A 21,443-nucleotide genomic window follows, 5' to 3' on the forward strand; every position below is an offset into this window, starting at 1 on the left:
TTAGCCGCTAACAAACCTAGGAGCGGGCAAACTACTCCACGCCGGCAAAGTATGTCAACAAGGCAAAAATCGGCCGATTGTAGACCGGAAAGCCGTTAATGCCCGCGCCGCTGCGCCCTCCACAGCCCGGTTAACCACGCCTGGACGAGGGTCGCCTGATTGGCGTTGCGGCCGAGGGCGGCCTCGGCGTCTAGGCACAGCTCCAGGCAGCGGACCGCGGTGTGCGGGTCGAGTTCCGCCCCCTCCTGGCCAGTCATCGCCCGGCGGTAGTGCCCCACCGCCGCGCCGATCAGCCCGGCCAGCCGGGCCCGTTTGGCGCTCGGTTCGGCGCCGCCCTCCGCCGAGAACGCGACCGCCTCGGCGGCGAGTCGGATGGGGTCGAACTGCGCCTTCGCGAGATACATGAGCAGCGTTTCAGAGAACTCGGCCGCCGCCGTGTCGCGCGCGGCGAGCGCCCGAGACACGCTCCCGCCCCCGGCCGCGGCCAGCCGGTCGGCGTCCTCGCCCTCCTCCAGCAGCCCCTCGTCACGCAGCACCCGCGCGACCGTGGCTTCCGCGAGCGGGCCGAACCGCACCACCTGGCACCTCGAACGGATGGTGGGCAATTGGCGGCTGAGGGAGCGGCCCACCAGGATCAGCAGCGAGCGGGGCGGCGGCTCCTCGAGGGTCTTGAGCAGGCAGTTGGCGCTCTCAACGTTCAGGTCGTCGGCGTCATCGATAATGGCCACCCGGCGGTCGCCCAGGAACGGCTTCAGCGCGATCTCGTGGCACAGCCCCTCCTGGTTGCGGTGCTCCTTGTCGCCGATGAACAGGTCGATCGGCAGCACCGACTTGCCCTCCGGACGCGCGACCTGGATCACGTCCGGGTGGTTGCCGGCCGCGAGCAGCCGGCACGACTCGCAGTGGCCGCAGGGGGAGAGCTCAGCGTCGGGCATGCCCTTGCACAGCAGCGCCGCGGTCAGCAGCCGCGCGAACGAGCGTTTCCCGACGCCGTCGGGCCCCACGAACAGGTAGGTGCTGGCCAGCCGATGGTGCGCTAGCGTGCGCCGGAACCGGCGGTAGACCTCCTCGTGCTCGTGAACGGTCAGCGGCATCCGTGCCCTCGCGACTAGGTGGCGGTCGCCTTGGCGGTGCGTGAGAGGACCACCGCCTCGCGGAGCTCGCGGAGCTTGATCGGCATCGCCAGGCAGCGGCGGTGGTCGGCGACTGCCGCGTGCGGCTTCCACGACTTCTGCGCCTCGTCGAGCAGCAGCACGGCGGGCAGGTCGCGGGTGGCGGTCTCCTCGCCGAAGTGGTTAAACATCTCGAGGGCGGATTGACCAAGCTCGCCCGTGCAGAACACGACGATCTCGGCGGTGGCGGGGTCGCTGCGGAAGCGGTCGAGCGCCCGTTCCGGGTCGCCCGTGACCAGCACCCGGTAGCCGTTGCGTTTGAACAACTCGCGGAGCACGTCTTGGCGTTTGATCGACGACTCGACGATCATCAGCTTGCGCGGCTCGCCATCGGGGCCCAGGCCCTCGGAGCCGACCGCACGGTCCTGCTTCTTCGCCTCGGCGCCCGACTCGGCCCGCTTGATGGCCAGCTTGAGGTCGGCGAACATCTCGGCCGGCGTCTGGTAGCGGCGTGCCGGGTCGAACTCGATCGCCTTGGAAATCGCCATCACCAGCGGAGCGGGGACTTCCGGCGCGATCGAGCCCAGCGGGGGGATCTCCTGGTAACGCGACTTCTGCAGCCGCTGCATGCGGTCGCGGGTCTCGGAGAGCGGGGGCCGTCCGCTCACCATCTGGTAGAGCATGCACCCGGCGAAGAAGATGTCGCTGCGGGTGTCGTCCTTCCGCATGCCGGTGGCCCGCTCGAGGCCGGCGTAGTCGATGGCGCGGGCGTTGGCCGCCTCGCCGTCGGCTACCTCTTCCTCCAGCGCAGCCAGACCGAAGTCGACCAGCATGGCGCGGCCGTCGCTCGACACCAGCACGTTGGACATCTTGAGGTCGCGGTGCGTGACGCCGACCTGGAACGCGCCGTTCAGGCCCGCCACCACGTCGGCGATGATGTTGGCGGCCTCGATCGGGGCGAACTTCTTGCGGACCTTGTAGAGCTCGCGGAGGTTCCGTCCCTCAACAAAGTCCATCACCATGTAGTGCACGCCGCCCTTGGAGTACACCTCGTGGATCGGCACGATATTGGGGTGCTTGAGCGTCATGCCCAGCTCGCCCTCGCGTCGGAACAGGTCGGTTTGCCCCGGCTCGGCCGCCACGCTGGCGCGGAGCACCTTCACGGCGAAAACGTCGCCCGACTCGTTGTCCACTGCGCGGTACACGCGGGCGAACGTCCCGGAGCCAACCCCGTACAGCACCTTGTACTTACCGTAGAAGAAGCCGGTCCGCTGCCCCTTCTTGAGCCGCTCGAGCTGGTAGTTGGTCACCAAGCCCTTGCGGACTAGCACCTGGGCGAAGGTGTCGAGGTCCACATTGCGGGTGCCCAGCTCGCTCCAGGCCGATTGGGCCTGGTGTTCGGTCAGGATGTTCACATCCTGGGCTCGCTGCGAGAGCTGCTCGGCGGTCGTAACGCTAGACATCGATAACTTGCACAGGCTGGGTGCCTGGGGAGTTCCGGGGGTTTCCTGTCGGTCGGCTCGGTGGACGGCGTCGGCGGCGCGATCAGTCTTCCAGCTTCTCGCGGTACTCGTCACGCTCGCGACGAGTCGCCTCCAGGTCGAACATCAGGTATTTCATGTCCAGGCGGAGCTGGCTGAGCGCGTCCTGCACCAAGGTCAGGATCCGGCGGCGGCGGCCGGTGCTCTCCACCACCCGGTCGAGCAGCGGCAGGATCTCGGCCCTCTGCGTCTCGGGGAGGCTCTGGATAGCATGGACAAGCTGCTGCAGGTCAGCGGGGAGCTGGGTGGCGGAATCCGAAGCGAGGCGTTGCGTGTCTGGCATCAGGGTTAATCTCCAAGGCGAAGTGGACGCCAACCTCAGATTGCAGCTGGCGCGCCACGGGACGCCTCCACCTCCTGCTACATGAGCCCCAACTGATTCTACGCAAACGGGTTACGAATTATCAAGCGGTTGGCGCCGCCGCTTCGGGCCGATCGCCAAATGATGCCTGTTTTCACCAACCGACCTCGCCCGCAGGCCCGAACGCTGCTAAAAGCCCGGGATTCACGGGCCGCTGCGCCGTGCACGCACGTGTTGCGTTGTGGCAACACGCCGAACCGGCTCACGAGTCCTAAACACGACCCGCCGCCCTCATTCCCCGGCGTCCGCCCACGCGGCCGCGTGGGCCAGAACTCTATGCCCTTGCGGCGTCTGCTCATCGCCTGCCTGCTGACGCTGCTCCCGCACGCCGGGCGGGCGGAGCCGGCGCTGCTGGAGCGGTACGACGGGCCCACCACCTCGTGGAGCCCGGTCCCCAACCGCTTTGGCGTCCGCGTGCTTGCGCACGAGCGGGTCCGCCAGGACGACCAGCGGGGCACCGGCGCGGAGCTAGTGCGGCTGACCGGGCCGCCGGGCTACTCGGGCCTGCTGCTTACCCCGATCGGGCACGCCCCGATCCTTGAGGACCTGCAGATCGAAGTGCGGCTACGCACCGACCACCCGGGCGTGCAGCTCGGCGTGCGGGTGGTATTCCCCCGCGAGACCGACCCCAATACCGGGCGGTCGCTGGTGTCGATCGTCCGCGGCGACGACCGCGCCCTGGGCGTCCGCGACTGGGAGACCCTCACACTCCGCCAAGCGCCGGCCACCGTGCGGCGGCACGCCCGCGCCGTGGGCAGCTCGCTGGGGCACTCGATCGATGAACGGGGCGCCTACGCGGACGCGGTTGTGCTGATCGTTCCGTGCGACCCACAGGGCGCCGCGCTGTGGATCGACGAACTCAAGATTGAGGGCCTGGTGCGCAGCGCGGCCGACAACGCCGAGCCTGACACGACCGCCAAACATGCGCCGCCCACGCCACGCCAAGTCCGCCTCACGCAGGAGGGGCTGCTGATCGACGACCGGCCGTACTTCCCGCGTGTGATCACCCACTACGGCGAGTCGCTGCCCGAGCTTAAGAAGCTCGGCTTCAACACCATCGCGTTCGAGTCCACGCCTACCGAGGAGCTCCGCGACGAGTGCGGGCGGCTTGGCCTGCAGCTGATCTGCCCCCCTCCGCCGACCGAAGAACTGACCAGTCCGGCGACCGCTGCCCCTTGGGACGGCGTGCTGGCCTGGCTGCTGCCCGACCCGGTCGATGAGCACTCGCTGGACGCCACCGCCGCGGTCGCAGAAACGCTGCGGCAGAACGACACCGTGCTCAACCGGCCGGTGCTGGCCCGCCCGACCGAGGCGTGGGGCGCATGGAGCCGCCTGGCAGACGGCCTCGTGGTCGACGCGCCTTGGGCGCCGCCGGCGCGGATGCTCGACGGCTGCAAGTCGCGGTTCATGGCCGCCCGCCGTTTCGCCCGGCCCGGCGCGCCGCTGCTGGCCGCCATCCCGCTCACGCACTCCGACGCGTACCTGCGGCAGGTCACGGCTTTTGCTCCCGCCGGAACGGTCGACACCTGGCGTGCTCCGACCGACGTCATCGCCGAGGCGACCGCCGCCTCGACCGACGGCGCCCGCGGCGTGTGGATCACTCGCAACGCCGCGTTCACCGGCGCCGAGGGGGACGAGCGGGTCCGCCAGGGGATGGCGTTGCTGAACCTCAACCTGACGCTGCTGGAGCCCTGGCTGCGTGACGGCCGCCGCGCCGGCGAGATCGCCGCCCGCGAGCCGGGCCGCTCCGCGGTGGTGATGTCGCGCGGAAGGACGCGGCTGCTTATCCCGCGGCTCGACGACCCGGTGACCCAATCCTCCCAAGGGGCGACGTACATCGTGCCGGGCGTCGCGGAAGCGGCCAAGGCCTACGAGTTCACGCTGGTGGGCATGCGTCCGCTGGCCCTCAACCGACTGGCGGGCGGGGCCCATGTGAATGCCGGCGACCCGGCCGCCTGGGTGCTGATCACCGAGGACGCCCGGTCCGCCGCGGAGGTCGGCCAGCGCGTGAGGTCCGTGTCGCGAAGAGCCGAGGCGTTGCAGCAGTCGATCGCGGTGGCCGAGCTGCGTCACGCTGAGGCGCACCTCTCCCCCTTAGTGCTGGCCGCCGGGTCACGCTCGCCCGACGCGGCGGTGCTGGCCGACGCGCGCCGCAAGATCAGCCTCGCCAAGTCCGCCGAGTCGACCGGCGACATCAGCGCCGCGTTCGCCCACGCCGCCGAGGCGACCACCCAGCTCGCCCGCTGGAGCCGCGACCGCGTCGCGGCCGCCAACGCGGTCGGCCCCCTCGACAGCTCGCCGCTCGCCGTGCAGGCGTCGACGATCATCGACCACTACCGGCTGCTGCAGCTCATCGAGCCACTCTCGCGGCGGGCAAACCTGCTCCCCGCCGGGGACTTCGAAGACCACACGACCGCCGCCGCGTCGGGTTGGCGGCACATCGCCCGCGACGCGGGCGCCAGCCAGGCGGTGGTGTCGTTCGCCGGCGCGGCGCCGCCCCATGGCGCGCGGTGCCTAAGAATCGAATGCCCCGCCGACGACGCCCAGGCGCCGGCGGCCGCCTCGGTCGAGATCTCCTCGCCCGGCGTGAACCTGGAGGCCGGGCAGCTGGTGGAGGTCACCGGCATGGTGCGTGTGGAGAGCGCCGACCGCGGCGGCCAGCTCGTGCTGACCGACAACCTAGGCGGCGAGGAACTAGCCGTGGTGCTCGACCGCCCCACGTCCTGGCGGCCGTTCCGGCTGCTCCGCCGGGCCCTGCAGGACGCGCCGCTGCAGGTTACGTTCGCGGCGAACGGCCCGATCACCGCCGAGCTCGACGCGGTAATGGTGCGGCCGGTCGAACTGCCCAGCGCCGCCAAGGCGGCAGTGCTGGGGGCGCCGGCGCTTCAGCGGAAGTAGCCGACCGCGTTCTCGAAGATCTTGAGGCCCGCCCCCTCTTCCACGCCGCCGCGCGTCCACCGCGGGTGCTGCGTGCGGTCGACAAACCGCTCGGGGTGCGGCATCAAGCCAAACACGCGTCCGGTCGTGTCGCAGATTCCGGCCACGTCGCCCACCGACCCGTTGGGGTTCGCCGGGTACGTGGCGGGCGAGGCGCCGCACGGCTCGGTGTAGCGGATCACGAGCCTACCGGCCGCCTGCAGCGCGTCGAACGCGTCCTGGTCGCGGGCGACGAACTTTCCTTCGGCGTGGGCGATCGGCAGGTCGAGGTCCGACAGCCCCTGCAAGAACACACACTGGCCGGGCACTGCCGCGGCGCGCACCCAGCGGGCCTCGTAATGCCCGCTGTCGTTGAGCGTCAGCGTCGCCTGCGGGCCCTGGTCGTCGTCGATGTCCAGTAGGCCGGTCTTCATCAGCACCTGGAAGCCGTTGCAGATCCCAAGCACCAGCTTGCCGGCGTCCTTGAACCGGCGGCAGGCGTCCGCCAGGTGCAGCCGCACCTCGTTGCCCAGCACCCGGCCGGCCGAGATGTCGTCGCCGTAGCTGAACCCGCCCGGCAGGCAGAGGATCTGGAAGTCGTCGACACGGTCGGGCTGCTCCAGCAGACGGCGGATGTGCAGCGACTCGGTCGTCGCGCCCGCCAACTCAAACGCGTGGGCGCTTTCGACGTCGCAGTTGGTGCCGGGGGAGCGGAGGATAAGGGCTTTGGGAGCGGCCATTCCGTTTGACTCTGTCCGTTGGACGGGGGGTTGAACGCGGCTGATTTGGCGGGAGGACTCTCGGAGGGGCGTGCGGTCACCACGCGAGCGGCGACTGCCACGCCGCCTTGAGCTCACCTAAGGGCGACTTGATGACCGCCGCGCCGCCGCTCTCGATCGTGAGCTCCTGCGAATCGGTCACGACGCCGACCTTGGCGGCGCGGCCGCCGAGCGCCTCGCTGAACGCTGCCTCGTTTTCGGGCGCGACTTCACACAGGAACCGCGTGTTCGACTCGCTAAACAGCCGCGCCGCGGCGGAGTCGCCGTCGCCCACGAAGGGCACGGCCGACAGGTCGATCTGGGCGCCCAGCTCTCCGGCGAACGCCATTTCGGCGGCGGCCACGGCCAAGCCGCCCTCGCTGAGGTCGTGGCAGGCTCGGACCAGACCGGAGTTGATCGCCTGATGGAGTGCAATGAACGTGTCCCGGGCCGCCGGCCCGTCAACGGTGGGCGCGGCGCCACCCTCCAGATCGTTGACCTGGGCGAAGTGGGATCCGCCCAACTCGTCCCGCGTGGCGCCCACCAGGTAGAGCGCGCTGCCCGCCTGCTTGAGGTCCATCGTGACGCTCTTCTCGACATCGTCGATCTGCCCCATCGCGCTGATCAGCAGCGACGGCGGGATGGCGATGGTCTGCTTCTGCCCGTCGGCCTCGTAGCTGAACTCGTTGTTCAGGCTGTCCTTGCCGCTGACAAACGGCGTTTCGAGCTGGAGTGATAGGTCGTGGCAGGTGATGGCGGCCCTCACCAGCGAGCCGAGGGTTTCGGGCTTCTCGCAGTCGCCCCAGCAGAAGTTGTCGAGCACCGCGATCAGCTTCGGGTCGGCGCCCACCGCGACGCAGTTGCGGACCGCCTCGTCGATGGCGCTGGCCGCCATGCGGCCGGTGTCGAGGTCGCCGTAGCGGGGGTTCATGCCGCAGCCAATCACCATACCGCGGCGGGAGGTGAGCTTCGGCCGCACCACGGCCGCGTCGCCCGGACCGTCGGAGCGGACGCCCACCAGCGGCTTCACCACGCTGCCGCCCTGCACCTCATGGTCGTACTGGCGGATCACCCACTCCTTGCTCGCCACATTCAGCGAGCCCAGGATGGCGAGCAGGTCGGCGGTGTAGTTGGCCTTGTCCGGCGGGGTGAGCGGCGTGACGGGGCTGGGCGTGTAGCTGGCCTGCCTGACCACGGGCGGCCGGCCGTCGTGCAGGAGCGACATCGGCAGCTCGCCCACGGTGTGCTCGCCGTACTTCAGCAGCAGCTTGCCGGTCGGGTTGAACTGGCCGATCACGACCGCCTCGACCCCCTCTGACTCGCACAGCGACTGGAACTCGGCCAGCTTCGCCTCGGGTACCGAGAAGACCATCCGCTCCTGGGCCTCGGAGATCCAGATCTCGGTGTACGAGAGGCCCTCGTACTTGAGCGGTGCCTTGTCGAGCCAGACCTCGGCGCCGATCTCCTCGCCCATCTCACCCACGGCCGACGAGAAGCCGCCGGCGCCGCAGTCGGTCACCGCGGTGTACAGGCCCCGGTCGCGGGCGGCGAGCAGCACGTCCTGCACGCGTTTCTCTTCGATCGCGTTGCCGATCTGCACGGCGCCGCCGGAGAGGTCCTCGCTTTCGCTGGTCAGCTCGGCGCTGGAGAACGTGGCGCCGTGGATCCCATCACGGCCAGTGCGGCCGCCGATCGCCACCGCCAGATCGCCCGGCTGGGGCTCCTTGAACGACATGTCGCGGGGGATGATGCCGGCGTTGCCGCAGTACACCAGTGGGTTGCCGAGGTAGCGCTCGTCGAAGTAGACGGCGCCGTTGACCGTGGGGATGCCCATCCGGTTGCCGTAGTCGCGCACGCCCTCAACCACGCCCTGCATCACCCGCCGCGGGTGGAGCACGCCGGGCGGCAGGTCGGCCGCGTCGACGTCGGGCGGGGCGAAGCAGAACACGTCGGTGCTGCAGACCGGCTTGGCGCCCAGTCCGGTGCCCAGCGTGTCACGGATCACGCCGCCGAGGCCGGTGTTGGCGCCGCCGTACGGTTCGAGGGCCGACGGGTGGTTGTGGGTCTCGACCTTGAAGGCGATGTTGTCTTCTTCGTCGAAGCGGACGATGCCGGCGTTGTCCTTGAAGATGCTGACGCACCAGTCGTCGGCGCCCCACCGCTCGCGGAGCTCGAGCGTGGCGGCGAAGATGGTCTCCTTCAGCATGTTGTCGAAGGTCCGCTCGCCGTTCTCGTCGCGGTACGCAATCCGGCCGGCCAGCGTCTTGTGGCTGCAGTGCTCGCTCCAGGTCTGGGCGAGGGTCTCGAGCTCGATGTCGGTCGGTTCGCGGCCCAGTTCGTCAAAGTACCGCTGGATGGTTTGCATCTCGGCCAGCTGCAGGTAGAGCTGTCCCTCCTTGCTGAGCCGCATCAGGGCGTCGTCGTCCAGGCCGCTGATCTTCACGTGCTGCAGATGGAACTCGTAAGCGCCGCCGGCGTCCAGGTGGTCGACCGACAGCGGGCCGATGACCGACTGCTCGATCGCGTCGTTCGCCAGCAGGCGGTCGCTGACCGATTGGGCGGCGGCCGCGTCGACGCCGGTCAGCCAGTACTTGTTGAGCGTGCGGACCAGCGGTCGCTCGATGCCCAGGTCGGCGATGGCGGTCTCGGTGCTGAGCGCGACCGGGTCCATCACGCCCGGCTTGGGAAGCACCTGCACCAGCGTCGCGTCGCCTGCGAGGCGAGCGGGCGTGGCCAGCAGCCGGTCGTCGCCCACGGGGGCGAACTCGGCGCGCTCCACAACGCGGTCGCACAGCAGCTCGTCGCAGATCCGCTGCACCTGGTCCTCGCCGAGGTGCTCGCCCTGGATCAGGAACGCCCGGGCGGTAGCCGCGTTCAGCTGCTCGCCGTAGCCGGCTTGCCGGGCGGAGGCGACCAGGCGCTCGGCGGCGCGGTCGGCTTCGGTGGGGGCGGGGTGGATATCAACTTCCCAGAGCATCGCGGCGGAGCTTCCCTTCTTCGAGGTGTCGGTAGGTGGCGTCGCGGTCGTTGTCCGCGATCGCCTGCTGCAGCCGGCCGAGCTGCTCGGTAAACGCTTCCAGGGCTTGGAGGGTCGCCTGCGGGTTGTCCAGCAGGATGTCGCGCCACAGGCCGGCGCCGCCTGCAGCGACACGCGTGGTGTCGCGCCACCCGCCGCCGGTCAGGCCCAGCAGCTCCTCGGGGGTTGCGGCGGCCAGGGCGGCGGCGATCACGTGCGGCGCGTGGCTGGTTTTAGCGAGCGCGGCGTCGTGCTCCGCCGGCGACATCGACTCCACTCGGGCGCCCAGCCCGGCCCACAGTCGCTTGACGACCTCCAGGGCGTCCGCGTCGGTGTGCCGGGTCGGGGTCACCACCACCACTCGGCCTGCTAGCAGGTCGGCCCGGGCAGATTCTGGCCCAGACTTGTGGTCGCCTGCAAGCGGGTGGCTGCCGACAAACCTGACCGGGGACCCGTCCAACGCCTGTTCAACCGCTTCGACCAGACGCTTCTTGGTGCTGCCGCCGTCGGTGATCACCGTCCCGGGGCGGGCGGCCGCTGCGGCCTGCTGACAGGCGGCGGGCACACCGCTCACGGGGGTGCAAACGACGATCAAGTCGGCCTCGGCACAAGCGGCCCCCAGGTCGGTGGTCGCCACGTCCACCACACCGGCGGTCAACGCCCGCTTGGTCGACGCGTCGGACCGCGTGACGCCGATGGTGCGTTCGGCGATCCCGTTCGCCCGCAGGCCGAGGCCGATGGATCCCCCGATGAGCCCCGGCCCGATAATCGCTACTACACCGTGGTTCGCCATAAGATGCGCGGGCTGCAAAGCCTAGGGGTGTCCAGTGGTCCACGGAGGAGGGCAAAACCCGAGGGCGATTAGCTTCCGCTAGCGGTTATCTGTCAGAAATAGCCGGAACCGGGCCGATTCTAACAAACAAGCCCGGCAGCGGCATTGGGGCGACCTATGCTTTCCGCGAGTTGGGCAGGCGACACAATCTAAGTGGCCTTCCCAATGCTGTGAAAAAGGTGAAAATTAGCCCATGTGTGGGATCGGAATCCCCGCGTGCCCGGCTATCCCCCCAGCCCTGGTACCACAGCGTCCCGCCGAAGACCGGCCCGGCGCTGCATTTTAGGAGCGAGCCTGCGATGCATCTGCGAGTGTGCCTGATTCTGCTTGCCACCCTCGTCCTGGCCCCCGCCTGCCACGCGCAGCAGTGGGCAAAGGAGATGTTCGACAAAGTCGACCACGACTTTGGGGCCGTCGCCCGGGGTTCTGACACGGTCTACCGCTTCGAGGTGACCAACAAGTACAAGGAAGACATCCGCCTGCTGAGCGTCCGCTCCAGCTGCGGCTGCACCTCCCCCTCGATCGAGACCACCGACTGGATCAAGACCTGGGAGAAGGGCTACGTGCTGGCTAAGTTCAATACCCGCACCTTCACCGGCCTGCACAGCGCTACGCTGACGGTCGACCTGGAGGTGAAGAGCCCGAAGGTTTCGACCTACCGGGGTCAGGTTCAGCTCCGCGTGCACGGCAACATCCGCGGCGACGTGGTGTTCGAGCCGGGCGCCATTGTGTTCGGCGAAGTCGACCAGGGCGACACGCTCGAGAAGCGGGTGACCGTCACCCACTCGGGCCGGTCGAGCTGGAAGATCGAGGACGTCCGCAGCGCCAGCGACAACCTTGAAGTGGAGCTGACTGAGCGTCACCGCTCGGGCGGCCGCGTGGTGTACGACCTGCTCGCCCGCCTGAAGGAGGGCGCCACGCCCGGGCTGGTGAAGGAGCAGCTGGCGATTGTCACGAACGACTCGAGCAACCCCCGCGTGCCGATCGACGTCGAGGGCCGGATTGTGCCTGAGATCTCCGTCGCGCCGGCCAATCTGGTGTTCGGCAAGGTCGAGGAGGGGCAGTCCGCCAAGAAGCGGCTGATCGTCCGCGGCAAGACCCCGTTCCGCGTGGTCAGTATCGAGTGCGAGAACAAGGCCTTCCGGTTCAGCACCGACGAAGACGCCAAGGAGCACCACATCGTGACCGTCGAGTTCGACGCCACTGCCGAGCCCGGCGACCTCAAGGCGCCTATCATCATCCGCACCGACCGCGGCGACGCTTACGCCGCCAGCTGCACGGCGTACGCCACGATCGAGCAGTCGGTCGAACAGGGCGAGCCCGAGAAGGAAGTCGCCGACGCCACCCAGGGCGCCGAGTCGCCGGTCCGCCCGATCGGCGGCAGCCTCGCCCAGGACCGCTAGCACGCGGCCGCCCTCGCATTGACGGCGCCCCCTGCGCCCGCTAACCTCCGCCGCCTTGTTTTCCGGCGGCCGGTCGGCGGGTACGTCCGCCCGGCTGCCCCACCGCCCGGTTTCGGGTGACGGCCCCGGAGCGCCCATCGTGAGGACGGTCTACCTGCTGCGGCTGGTCTGTATGCTGCTCGCTGCCGCGTGCTTGCGTGGGGAGTCGCGCGCCCAGCCCGCGCCAACCAGGGCGCCGCAGCAAGAAACGCTGCCCACGCCGGCCGAAGACGGCCCCCCCCTCACGCCGGACAGCTTCGCTACGCCCCGCGACCAGGTCGACGGCGCCTGCACCGACTGCTACGACGCCGCGGAATGGCAGACCAGCTCGGGCGAATGGCTCACCGACTCGCTGGCCCGCCTGCACGAGTTCTCTTCTCGCAACTCGTTCACGCACGGCCGGGCGACCGGGCTCGGTCAGCCGCTGCGGGGCACCAGCTGGCTTAACCGGCCGTACGAGGTGTCGCTCGACTTCGGCGCGTTCCTGATGACCGGCAACGCCGCCAACGGCGTCAGCGGCGCGCACGACCACTTCGCCGCGGTCACGGCGGGGTGGGACTGGGACCACTACTGGGGCGCCCAGGCGCGGCTCGGGTGGTCGACGCCCAACCTCGGCGGGGGCGAACCCGACAACATGTTTCTGACCGATGTCAGCCTGATGTACTACCCGTGGGGCGACTCGAAGATCCGCCCCTACTGGCGGATGGGGATGGGCCTGACCGACCTCGAGTTCACCAACATCAACGGCGTGCGGCAGCAGCAGCACCTGTTTACCATCCCCTTCGGCGTTGGCGTCAAGCACCAGACCCGACGCTGGCTGGCGTGGCGCCTGGAGGTGGTCGACAACCTCGCACTGGGCGCTAATGGCACGGACACGATGAACAACCTGACCATCACGTGCGGCATGGAGGCGCGCTACGGCGGCCGCCCCAGCGGCTACTGGGCCTGGAGCCCCCGCGGCCGGCACTGGTGGTAGGGCGCCGCTACGCCTCGTCCTGCGCGCGGCGGTAGGCTTCTTCGTCCACGGCGCGGGCGTCCCGCGGGAACGCGCCCGGATGCTCGACGTACAGCTTCTCGCCGCAGGCCGGGCAGGCCGGCATGCCGGGCTCGACAGCGACTCTGCATGCGGGGCAGCGTGGCGGTTCGGTGTCGGTGGGCTGGCTCGCCATGTGGCGCCTCGCACAGGCTGAGTAGGAACGATCGGCTAACATCCAGATACTAGCGCCCTCCGCACGACCGACAAGCCGCCGCCGCTTCTGACTCCAGCGGCCCGAGGGTATGCTGGAGGCCTCTAGCACACGCCCGCCGCCACGTGAGTAATGCCGCCCCCCTCCCCCACCCCGATACGAGTCGCGATTGTTGGCGGCGGAATCGCCGGCCTCTCCGCGGCGGTCAGGCTGGGCGAGCTTTCGCCCGCTTCGGAGGTGACGGTCTTCGAGGCCCAGCCGCAGCCCGGCGGCGTGCTTCGCACCCTGCGCGACAACGGCTGGCTAATCGAGCAGTCGGCTGACAACTTCCTCACCAAGCTCCCCTACGCCACTCAGCTCTGCGAGACGCTCGGCGTAGCGGACCAGCTGCTCGAGACCGACCCCGCCCGCCGCAGGGCGCTGGTGGTCAACCTCGGCCGCGTGACGCCTACGCCGGAAGGGTTCCTGCTGATGTCCGCGCGGACGATCGTGCCGATCCTGCGGACGCCGCTGCTGAGCTGGCGGGGCCGACTGCGGCTGCTCTGCGAGCCGTTTGTTCCCCGCAAACGGGACGACTCGGACGAGAGCGTCGCGTCGTTCGCTCGTCGACGCGTCGGGGAGGAAGCATTCCAGAGGCTGGTGCAGCCGCTCCTGGCCGGCATCTACACGGCCGACCCCGAGAAGCTCAGCATGCAGGCCACCATGCCGCAGTTCGTCGAGCAGGAACGCGAGCACGGCAGCCTGTTCCTGGCCGCGCGGCGGCAAGAGAACAGAGTGCGCGGCGAGAGCGGCGCACGGTACTCGCAGTTCGTCGCGCCGCGTGAGGGCATGCAATCGATTGTCGACGCCGCCGTGCGGCGTCTGCCCGCCGGCGCCGTGAGGGTGGCGGCGGAGGTCCGCGCCATCCAGAAGACCGCCCGCGGTTGGCGGGTCGAGGCGCCCGACGCCGATCCCCATGAGTTTGATGGCGTGATTGTCGCCACCCCGTCGTACGCGGCGGCGGCGCTGCTCACCGGGGTCGACCCCGACTTGAGCAGCCTCTTGGACCAGATCCCCTACGCCGGCTCGTCGATCGTCTGCTTGGGCGTCAGGGAAGACCAGCTGCCGAGCCTGCCCACCGGGTTCGGATTTGTGGTCCCAGCCGCCGAGGGCCGGAGGATCATCGCCGCCAGTTTCTCGAGTCTGAAGTTCCCCGACCGCACCCCCAGCGGGCGGCTGCTGATCCGAGTGTTCGTGGGCGGCGCGCTGCAGCCGGAACTCGCCGAGTTGCCCGATGCCGATCTCGAGCGATTAGCTCTCGAGGAACTCCGTGAGCTGTGTGGCCTGACCGGTGAACCCGAGCGGGTCGTCATCGCCCGCTGGCCGCGTCGGATGCCGCAGTACCACCTGGGTCACAACGCCCTGGTCGACGAGATCTTTGCGCTCGCCGACCGTCACCCAGGCTTGGGGCTGGCCGGGGCGGCGTACCGCGGCGTTGGCGTGCCGCAGTGCGTTCACAGCGGTCAGCAAGCGGCCGATCGGGTCCACGCGCGGCTGACCGGCGAAGCCGGCACATGAAAAAAGCCGCCGGGGGGCGTACCCCCGACGGCTTGGATTCAATTGGTGCATCTGCGGTGAGCGACTACCGCTGAGCGGTCCGCATCACGGCCAAGCTCTGCTGAGCCGAGGCCTGCAGGTTCACAAAGCTCAGGTCGTTGGTGCTCAGGCGGGAGAACGGCACGGTGCTGGTGCGGCCGTTCGACTTGAGCAGCTTAACCGCGCCGTCAGCGACGCTCACCAGGCGACCGCGGGTGCGGTACAGGCCGGTGTTGTCGACCCACGTCCGCATCTCGGGGCTGTTGAGTCCGCCAGGCTGACGGAGGATCGGCTCGGCCTTGCTGAACAGGTCATCGCCGAACAGGTCATCGAGGCCGCCCGAGTCGTCGTCCGCAGGCGTCTCCTCGTCGGCGGGGGCTTCCTCATCGCCGAACAGGCCGCCAATGTCCTCGTCGGCCGGTTCTTCCATGGCGGGCTCTTCGCCGAATAGGTCGTCGGCGGGCGCCTCTTCGGCCATCGGCTCTTCGTCGGCCGGGGCGGAGAAGAAGTCGTCCAGCGAGCCTTCCTCCTCGACGGCCGGCTCCTCTTCCATAGCGGGCTCATCGCCGAACAGATCGTCGGCGGGCGCCTCTTCGGCCATCGGCTCTTCGTCGGCCGGGGCGGAGAAGAAGTCGTCCAGCGAGCCTTCCTCTTCGACGGCCGGCTCTTCTTCCATAGCGGGCTCATCGCCGAACAGATCGTCGGCGGGCGCCTCTTCGGCCATTGGCTCTTCCTCGGCCGGGGCGGAGAAGAAGTCGTCCAGCGAGCCCTCCTCCTCGACGGCCGGCTCTTCTTCCATGGCGGGCTCATCGCCGAACAGGTCGTCGGCGGGGGCCTCTTCAACCATCGGCTCTTCCTCAACGGCCGGTTCGTCACCGAACAGGTCATCGGCGGCGGCTTCGTCAGCAGGCGCCGGGTCGCCGAACAGGTCGTCGGTCGGGATCGCCTCTTCGGCAGCGGGCTCGCCGAACAAGTCATCGGCCGGCGGCTCATCGGTCATGGGCTCTTCTTCCATGGAAGGCTCGTCGCCGAACAGGTCGTCCATCGGCTCTTCCACGACCTCGGGCATCGGCTCCTCAACCGGCTCGTCGTCGATGACGGGCAGCGGCGGGACGTCGTCCTCGGCCTCGATGGCCGGGGGCGGCGTGACCGGCGCGGGCTGCGGAACGATCTCGACCGCGGTAGCCGCGGGCTCCGGGTCGGCGGGGTTGGGCGCCGGCGCGTCGGCCGGGCTCGGCTCGACCTCGGCGGACGACCAGTCCTGCTCGGGCTTGAAGGTCGCGGCCGGCGTGGGCTCGGGGGCGGTCGGCTCAGCGGCCGGCTCACTCACCACCACCTCTTCAGACGCCACCGAAGCGCACCCGCAGTCGGACTCAACCGGCGCGCTCTCGACCACGACTTCGCAGCACGATGGCGCGACCACCTCGCAGCACTCCACCGTTGCGGGCTCGCAGCAGGGAGCCGGCGTGCGACAACCACGCAGCAACCATCCGGCTGTGGCATAGTCAATCGAGAGGCTGATGGTCAGCACAAAGACCAGCAGCACATTCAAGCACTTACGCATGGGAAGGGAATCTCCGGATGGCGGTTCAAGCGAGGCGTTCGAGGGGCGGATACGGTTTATCCGATTCCCCTCATCCTAGTCGCCGCAGTTGGCCTAGGCAACGAACTCCGCACCCCCGCCAGCGGCCATCAGGCCTGCCGCGGCCCCTTTTCCATCACGACCGCTGGCCTCCGGACAACCAGCGCAACCGCTCCCCCCGCGCGTGCCGGGCTAGATGCTCAGCACGGGGAACTGAACGGCGTATCGCCGCATCAGGATCTCCTCGGTGCGACCGGTCAGCTCGCGGACGAGCTCGGCCTCGCGGGCGTGCTGGGTGCGTGCGCTCTCCAGCGACCGCTGGGCCTCCTCGCCGGCGCCGCCGGCGCCGCCGGCCACCCGGCCCTCCCAGACTTCCGAGGCCTGACGGTACAGTTCGCCGCCCGATCGGTACCACTTGGCGATGCGGTGACCTGCATCAACGGCCTGCTGATCCACCTCGCTGTCGTCCACCGCTTCGATCGCCCTGGCGCCGTAGTCGAAGGCCCGTTGGCGGATGCTGAACACGGCCGAGGCCGTGGCGGCCTCGAGACCGGGCTCCACGCCGTCGTGCAGCTCGGTCACCTCGGTGGCGATCTGCCGCAGCCGCGTCCAGTACGCCAGGGTCGCCTCGCGGACCGAGGGGGCGCCATCCTCGCCCTCGATGGCCGGCTGCTGGTCGTCCGCCGCCGGGCCGTTCACGCCTTGCTGGATCACGGAAACCTCGGACCGCAGCACCTCCAGTTCGGACTGGAGCTCAGCGGCGCGCTGCTCGGCGACGAAGCCGGCCTCGCCTTCCGCCTCCTCGGCCTGGGGCGCGTCGGGCCGCCAGTCCTCGGGGATGTGCTCGATGAGCTTGGTCTCGTCGAGCGCGGTGTACGCGATGTGCTCGACGTCCACGCCGACGTAGCGGGCGCCCAGCCAGGCGCCGAGGCCGGCGACTAGCACAAAGGCGATGAGTTGAAACGCGGCGCCACCGGTCCGCCGCTGACGGCGCCCGGTGCGGCTAGCTTGCCCGAACATATTGGTGTCCCCTAGCGAGCCCGGTGCCTAAAAACCCTCAAACCTCGGTGGGCTCTATCGGGAGTCTAGCTCGCGCACGACGCGAGACCGCAACCCGCGGCGCCAGATTTCCGGTCGTGCGGGTCACGCGGGATCGACCCCGCCCCGGCCGCTACACCTGCGCCAGGCGTCGCGACTCGCGCCGCCGGTCGGACTCCTTCAGCATCATCTTGCGGAGCCGCACGCTGGACGGGGTCACCTCGACCAGCTCGTCCTCGTCGATGTACTCCAGGCACTCCTCGAGCGACATCCGGCGGGCCGGGCGGACCTGCGAGTTGTCGTCCTTGCCGGCGGCTCGGACGTTGGTCAGCTTCTTGCCCCGCACCACGTTGACGACCAGATCGCCCGCCTTGCAGTTCTCGCCGACCACCTGGCCCTCGTAGACCACGTCGCCCGGCTCGACGAAGAACACGCCGCGGTCGTACAACGCGTCCAGCGAGTAAGCGGTGACGGGCCCCGCCTCGCTGGCGATCAGCACGCCGTTGGCGCGGTCCGGCAGCTCGCCACGCGACGGCTCGAACCCGATGACCGTGTGGTGCATGATCGCGTTGCCCGCGGTCGCGGTGAGCACGCGGCTCCGCAGCCCGATCAGCGACCGGGCGGGGATGGAGAACTCCATGTGGGTGAAACCGGACGCGCCCGACTTGCGGCCCATCTTCAGCATCTGGGCGCGGCGGTCGCCCAGCAGCGCCATGACCGCGTTGGAGTGGTCGTCGGGCACGTCGATCACGAGCTGCTCGATGGGTTCGAGCCGCTCGCCGTCTTCCTCTTTGAGCACCACCTGCGGCTTGCCGACGCAGAGCTCGAACCCCTCGCGACGCAGGTTCTCGATCAGGATGCCCAGGTGCATCAGGCCGCGGCCCGACACCCGGAATTGCTCCATCGTGTCGCCGGTCTCGACCCGCAGTGCGACGTTCGACCGCAGCTCCTTCTCCAGGCGTTCCTTGAGCTGGCGGCTGGTGAGGTACTTGCCCTCGCGGCCCGAGAGCGGGCCGTCGTTCACACGGAAGGTCATGTGCAGGGTGGGCACGTCGATCTCAACGCCGGGCAGCGCCTCGGGGTTGTCGAGGTCGCAGACGGTGTCGCCGATGTTGACCGGGTCCAGTCCGACCACGGCGCACAGGTCGCCCGCCCCAACGGCCTGGGTCTCCTTGCGGTCGAGGCCGTCGAACGTAAACAACTGCCCGATCTGCTGCCTGGTCACCTCGCCGTCCCGCTCGACAACGCTCACCTTCTGCCGGTTGCCGAGCGTGCCGCGGCTCACCCGGCCGATCCCGATCCGGCCAACGAACTCGGAGAAGTCGATCGTGGTGACCAGCATCTGAGCCGGCCCCTCCTGGTCGACCTCCGGCGGGGGGACGCGGTGGACGATGGTCTCGAGCAGCGGCCGCATGTCGCCGGTCCGGTCGTCCAGGTCGAGCGACGCCCAGCCCTGCCGCGCCGACGCGTACACCGTGGCGAAGTCCAGCGCGTCGTCGTCGGCGCCCAGGTCGACCAGCAGGTCGAACACCTCGCTCACGACCTCGTCCGGGCGGGAGTCCGGGCGGTCCACCTTGTTGACCACCACGATCGGACGGAGCCCCAGGCCGAGCGCCTTCTGCAGCACGAACCGCGTCTGCGGCATCGGCCCCTCGAACGCGTCCACCACCAGCAGCACCCCGTCGGCCATGGTGAGCACCCGCTCGACCTCGCCGCCGAAGTCGGCGTGGCCCGGGGTGTCGATGAGGTTGAACCGGTACCGGTCGCCCTTGAGGTCCTGGTACTCGACTGCGCAGTTCTTGCTGAAGATGGTGATGCCGCGTTCGCGCTCCAGGTCGTTGGAGTCGAACACCAGCCCGTGCTGGCCGCCGGCCAGCTTGTCCAGCTGCTCCTGGCGGTAGCGGCCGGATTGGTAGAGCAGCTTGTCGACGAGCGAGGTCTTGCCGTGGTCAACGTGGGCGATAATCGCGACGTTCCGCAACGAGGCGGGCTGGGAGTCCATTCGGGAGGGCTTCTGGGGATCGGGTGGGGGTGGTCTAGCGGCGGGGACGCTCTGTAGGGTTGGGGGCGTTCGCAGCGGCCGGCGGGGGGAGAAATTCCAGGCCGCTGTTGCCCCCCGGGTGGATCGTGTCGGCGGCGGGGCCGATGAATCTTAGGGAAGAAGGATGGCCTGCGTGGGCCGTTCTTCTTGTGAGCCCTAGCAGGGACCCCTATAATTCAGACGCGGGGCGGATCGCACGGTCCGTCGAGATTGTACCCCTCAGACCACGCGGCGCCAGTTCCGCTGTTGCGGCGCCGCTGCCCACAGGCCCTTCCCCCCTCCCACAGGTCGCGGCGGTGACGGATCCCAACGGGTCAGACAGTCCTCAGCCCTCCCACCCCCGCGTGCTCTGCTTGGGGGCTACCGAACGCTCCGCCGCCGACCTCCGCGAGGCGCTATCGTCGCCGGGCCTGGAGATTGTGAACGTCTCGACCCCGGTCCGCGCGCTAGCCCAGCTGGCCACCGGGGGCTTCACGGCCGTCTACGCGGACACCCAGCAGTTTGCCCGGGCCCTCGACCCGGGGCGGCTGCTACAGAACGAGCGGATCCTGCAGGGCATGCCCGACGGGGTCGTGCTGCTGAACGCCAAGAACGTGGTGATCTGGGGCAACGGCAAGCTCCGCGAGTGGACCGGTCAGGAGACCGTGCTCGGCCAGAACTTCTACTCGCTGCTGGGCAACCCGGAGATCCTGGGCCCCGACTTCTGCCCCTTCCACACCGCGTTCGCCTCGGGCAAGGCGAGCGCGTCGACGCTGCAACGCGACGACAACGTCTACTTCCGGGTGCACGCGGCGCCGGTCATCGACCCCGCGACCGGCCGCACCGAGCACCTGGTGGTCACCATCCGCGACATCTCCGACGAGATGCTCCAGCAGCAGAAGATCGCCGCCATCCACCAGGCGGGCGTCGAGCTGGCGGACCTGACGACCGACGAGGTCGCGGAGATGGACGTCGACGAGCGGATCGACCTGCTCAAGCAAAACATCCTGCACTGCACCCAGGCGGTGCTGAACTTCGACGTGGTTGAGATCCGCATGCTCAACCAAGAGACCGGCCGGCTGCAGCCCCTGCTGGCGGTCGGCATGAAGCCGGAGGCCGAGGCCCGCGAGCTGCGCGCCGACACCAACGCCAACGGCGTGACCGGCTTCGTCGCCGCCACCGGCAAGAGCTACCTCTGCGAGGACATCCGCGAGGACCCGCTGTACATCGAGGGCGCCCAGGACGCCCGCAGCTCGCTGACCGTGCCGCTGATGCTGCACGAGCAGGTGATCGGCACGTTCAACGTGGAGAGCCCGGAAACCGCCGCGTTCTCCGAGAGCGACCGCCAGTTCCTCGAGATCTTCGCACGCGACCTGGCTGTGGCGCTCAACACGCTAGAGCTGCTGGCGGCCGAGAAGGCCACCACCGCCGCCGCCAGCGTCGAGGCCATCCACAGCGCCGTGGCTATCCCGGTCGATGAGATCCTCAACGACGCCGTGAACGTGATGGAGCGGTACATCGGGCACGAGCCGGCCGTGGCCGAGCGGCTGCACCGCATCCTCCGCAACGCCCGCGACATCAAGCAGGTGATCCAGAAGGTGGGCCAGTCGCTCGCGCCCATCGAGGCCCGCGCCGCCGGCTCGCGCACCGAGCCCCACCCGGTGCTCAGCGGCAAGCGGGTGCTGGTGGTCGACGAGGACGAGGCCGTGCGGAGCGCCGCGCACGACCTGCTCGAACGCTACCTGTGCGTGGTCGAGACCGCGCACGACGGCAACGAGGCGCTCTACATGGTCCGCAACCTCGGCGCCGGGCACGAGTACGACGCCATCCTGGCCGACATCCGCCTGCCCGACATGAGCGGCTTCGAGCTGCTCACCAAGCTGCAGGAGCACATTGACGTCGGGACCATGATCCTGATGACCGGCTTCGGCTACGACCCGGGCCACTCGATCGTCAACGCCCGCAAGGCCGGGCTGAAGGAAGTGCTCTACAAGCCCTTCCGGCTTGACCAGCTGCTGCAGACCGTTGAGCGGGTGCTGTCCGGCGAGCCCATCAGCTGATCG

At 69.4% G+C, this 21,443-nt stretch carries 15 protein-coding genes; 5 read left to right on the plus strand and 10 right to left on the minus strand.

The window, feature by feature from the left end; genetic code table 11:
• Positions 1-95: 95 nt before the first annotated feature.
• The 3 genes from holB to KOR34_RS12100 form a co-directional block, all read right to left on the minus strand.
• Complete coding sequence (holB, locus tag KOR34_RS12090; RefSeq protein WP_146564836.1) at positions 96-1,094, minus strand: DNA polymerase III subunit delta'; 999 nt, start codon at positions 1,092-1,094, stop codon at positions 96-98.
• A 14-nt stretch (positions 1,095-1,108) separates the two neighbouring features.
• Positions 1,109-2,575 (minus strand): serine/threonine-protein kinase, encoded by a 1,467-nt coding sequence (locus KOR34_RS12095; protein WP_146564837.1) that lies wholly within the window; start codon positions 2,573-2,575, stop codon positions 1,109-1,111.
• 82 nt (positions 2,576-2,657) lie between these two features.
• On the minus strand, positions 2,658-2,936 hold the full coding sequence (locus KOR34_RS12100) for a transcriptional regulator (RefSeq protein WP_146564838.1): 279 nt from the start codon (positions 2,934-2,936) through the stop codon (positions 2,658-2,660).
• Between the two features lie 354 nt (positions 2,937-3,290).
• On the opposite strand from KOR34_RS12100, the gene KOR34_RS12105 reads away from it, so the two are divergent.
• The gene (locus KOR34_RS12105; RefSeq protein WP_146564839.1) at positions 3,291-5,912 is read left to right on the plus strand and encodes a hypothetical protein; all 2,622 of its coding nucleotides are present in this window, start codon (positions 3,291-3,293) and stop codon (positions 5,910-5,912) included.
• On the opposite strand, the gene purQ is transcribed toward KOR34_RS12105, so the two are convergent.
• The 3 genes from purQ to KOR34_RS12120 all read right to left on the minus strand — a co-directional run bounded on the left by purQ (position 5,900) and on the right by KOR34_RS12120 (position 10,497).
• Positions 5,900-6,670, minus strand: a complete 771-nt coding sequence (gene purQ / locus KOR34_RS12110; protein ID WP_146564840.1) for a phosphoribosylformylglycinamidine synthase I — start codon at positions 6,668-6,670, stop codon at positions 5,900-5,902. The two genes, KOR34_RS12105 and purQ, sit on opposite strands and share 13 nt — an antisense overlap.
• A gap of 76 nt (positions 6,671-6,746) precedes the next feature.
• A complete protein-coding gene (purL, locus tag KOR34_RS12115) occupies positions 6,747-9,665 on the minus strand; it encodes a phosphoribosylformylglycinamidine synthase subunit PurL (protein WP_146564841.1) in 2,919 nt (972 codons plus the stop codon).
• The gene (locus KOR34_RS12120) at positions 9,649-10,497 is read right to left on the minus strand and encodes a prephenate dehydrogenase (protein ID WP_146564842.1); all 849 of its coding nucleotides are present in this window, start codon (positions 10,495-10,497) and stop codon (positions 9,649-9,651) included. The genes purL and KOR34_RS12120 overlap by 17 nt, the downstream gene beginning before the upstream one ends.
• A 338-nt stretch (positions 10,498-10,835) precedes the next feature.
• Between KOR34_RS12120 and KOR34_RS12125 the strand changes: the two genes are divergently transcribed.
• Both KOR34_RS12125 and KOR34_RS12130 read left to right on the plus strand, forming a co-directional pair.
• Entirely contained in the window at positions 10,836-11,939 is a 1,104-nt protein-coding gene (locus KOR34_RS12125; protein ID WP_146564843.1) for a DUF1573 domain-containing protein, read from the plus strand.
• A 139-nt stretch (positions 11,940-12,078) separates the two neighbouring features.
• Positions 12,079-12,954, plus strand: coding sequence for an outer membrane beta-barrel protein (locus KOR34_RS12130; RefSeq protein WP_146564844.1), 876 nt, complete (start codon positions 12,079-12,081; stop codon positions 12,952-12,954).
• A gap of 7 nt (positions 12,955-12,961) precedes the next feature.
• Here KOR34_RS12130 and KOR34_RS12135 read toward each other — a convergent pair whose 3' ends face one another.
• The gene (locus KOR34_RS12135; RefSeq protein WP_146564845.1) at positions 12,962-13,147 is read right to left on the minus strand and encodes a hypothetical protein; all 186 of its coding nucleotides are present in this window, start codon (positions 13,145-13,147) and stop codon (positions 12,962-12,964) included.
• Between the two features lie 150 nt (positions 13,148-13,297).
• On the opposite strand from KOR34_RS12135, the gene hemG reads away from it, so the two are divergent.
• A complete protein-coding gene (gene hemG, locus KOR34_RS12140; protein ID WP_146564846.1) occupies positions 13,298-14,722 on the plus strand; it encodes a protoporphyrinogen oxidase in 1,425 nt (474 codons plus the stop codon).
• A gap of 64 nt (positions 14,723-14,786) precedes the next feature.
• Here hemG and KOR34_RS12145 read toward each other — a convergent pair whose 3' ends face one another.
• The 3 genes from KOR34_RS12145 to typA all read right to left on the minus strand — a co-directional run bounded on the left by KOR34_RS12145 (position 14,787) and on the right by typA (position 19,362).
• Positions 14,787-16,304 (minus strand): SHD1 domain-containing protein, encoded by a 1,518-nt coding sequence (locus KOR34_RS12145; RefSeq protein WP_146564847.1) that lies wholly within the window; start codon positions 16,302-16,304, stop codon positions 14,787-14,789.
• A 210-nt stretch (positions 16,305-16,514) separates the two neighbouring features.
• Positions 16,515-17,342, minus strand: coding sequence for a hypothetical protein (locus KOR34_RS12150; protein ID WP_146564848.1), 828 nt, complete (start codon positions 17,340-17,342; stop codon positions 16,515-16,517).
• A 151-nt stretch (positions 17,343-17,493) separates the two neighbouring features.
• Entirely contained in the window at positions 17,494-19,362 is a 1,869-nt protein-coding gene (typA, locus tag KOR34_RS12155; protein ID WP_146564849.1) for a translational GTPase TypA, read from the minus strand.
• A 383-nt stretch (positions 19,363-19,745) separates the two neighbouring features.
• On the opposite strand from typA, the gene KOR34_RS12160 reads away from it, so the two are divergent.
• On the plus strand, positions 19,746-21,440 hold the full coding sequence (locus tag KOR34_RS12160) for a hybrid sensor histidine kinase/response regulator (protein WP_228714589.1): 1,695 nt from the start codon (positions 19,746-19,748) through the stop codon (positions 21,438-21,440).
• Positions 21,441-21,443: the final 3 nt, after the last annotated feature.

The sequence above is a fragment of the Posidoniimonas corsicana genome (assembly GCF_007859765.1).
Lineage (GTDB): Bacteria > Planctomycetota > Planctomycetia > Pirellulales > Lacipirellulaceae > Posidoniimonas > Posidoniimonas corsicana.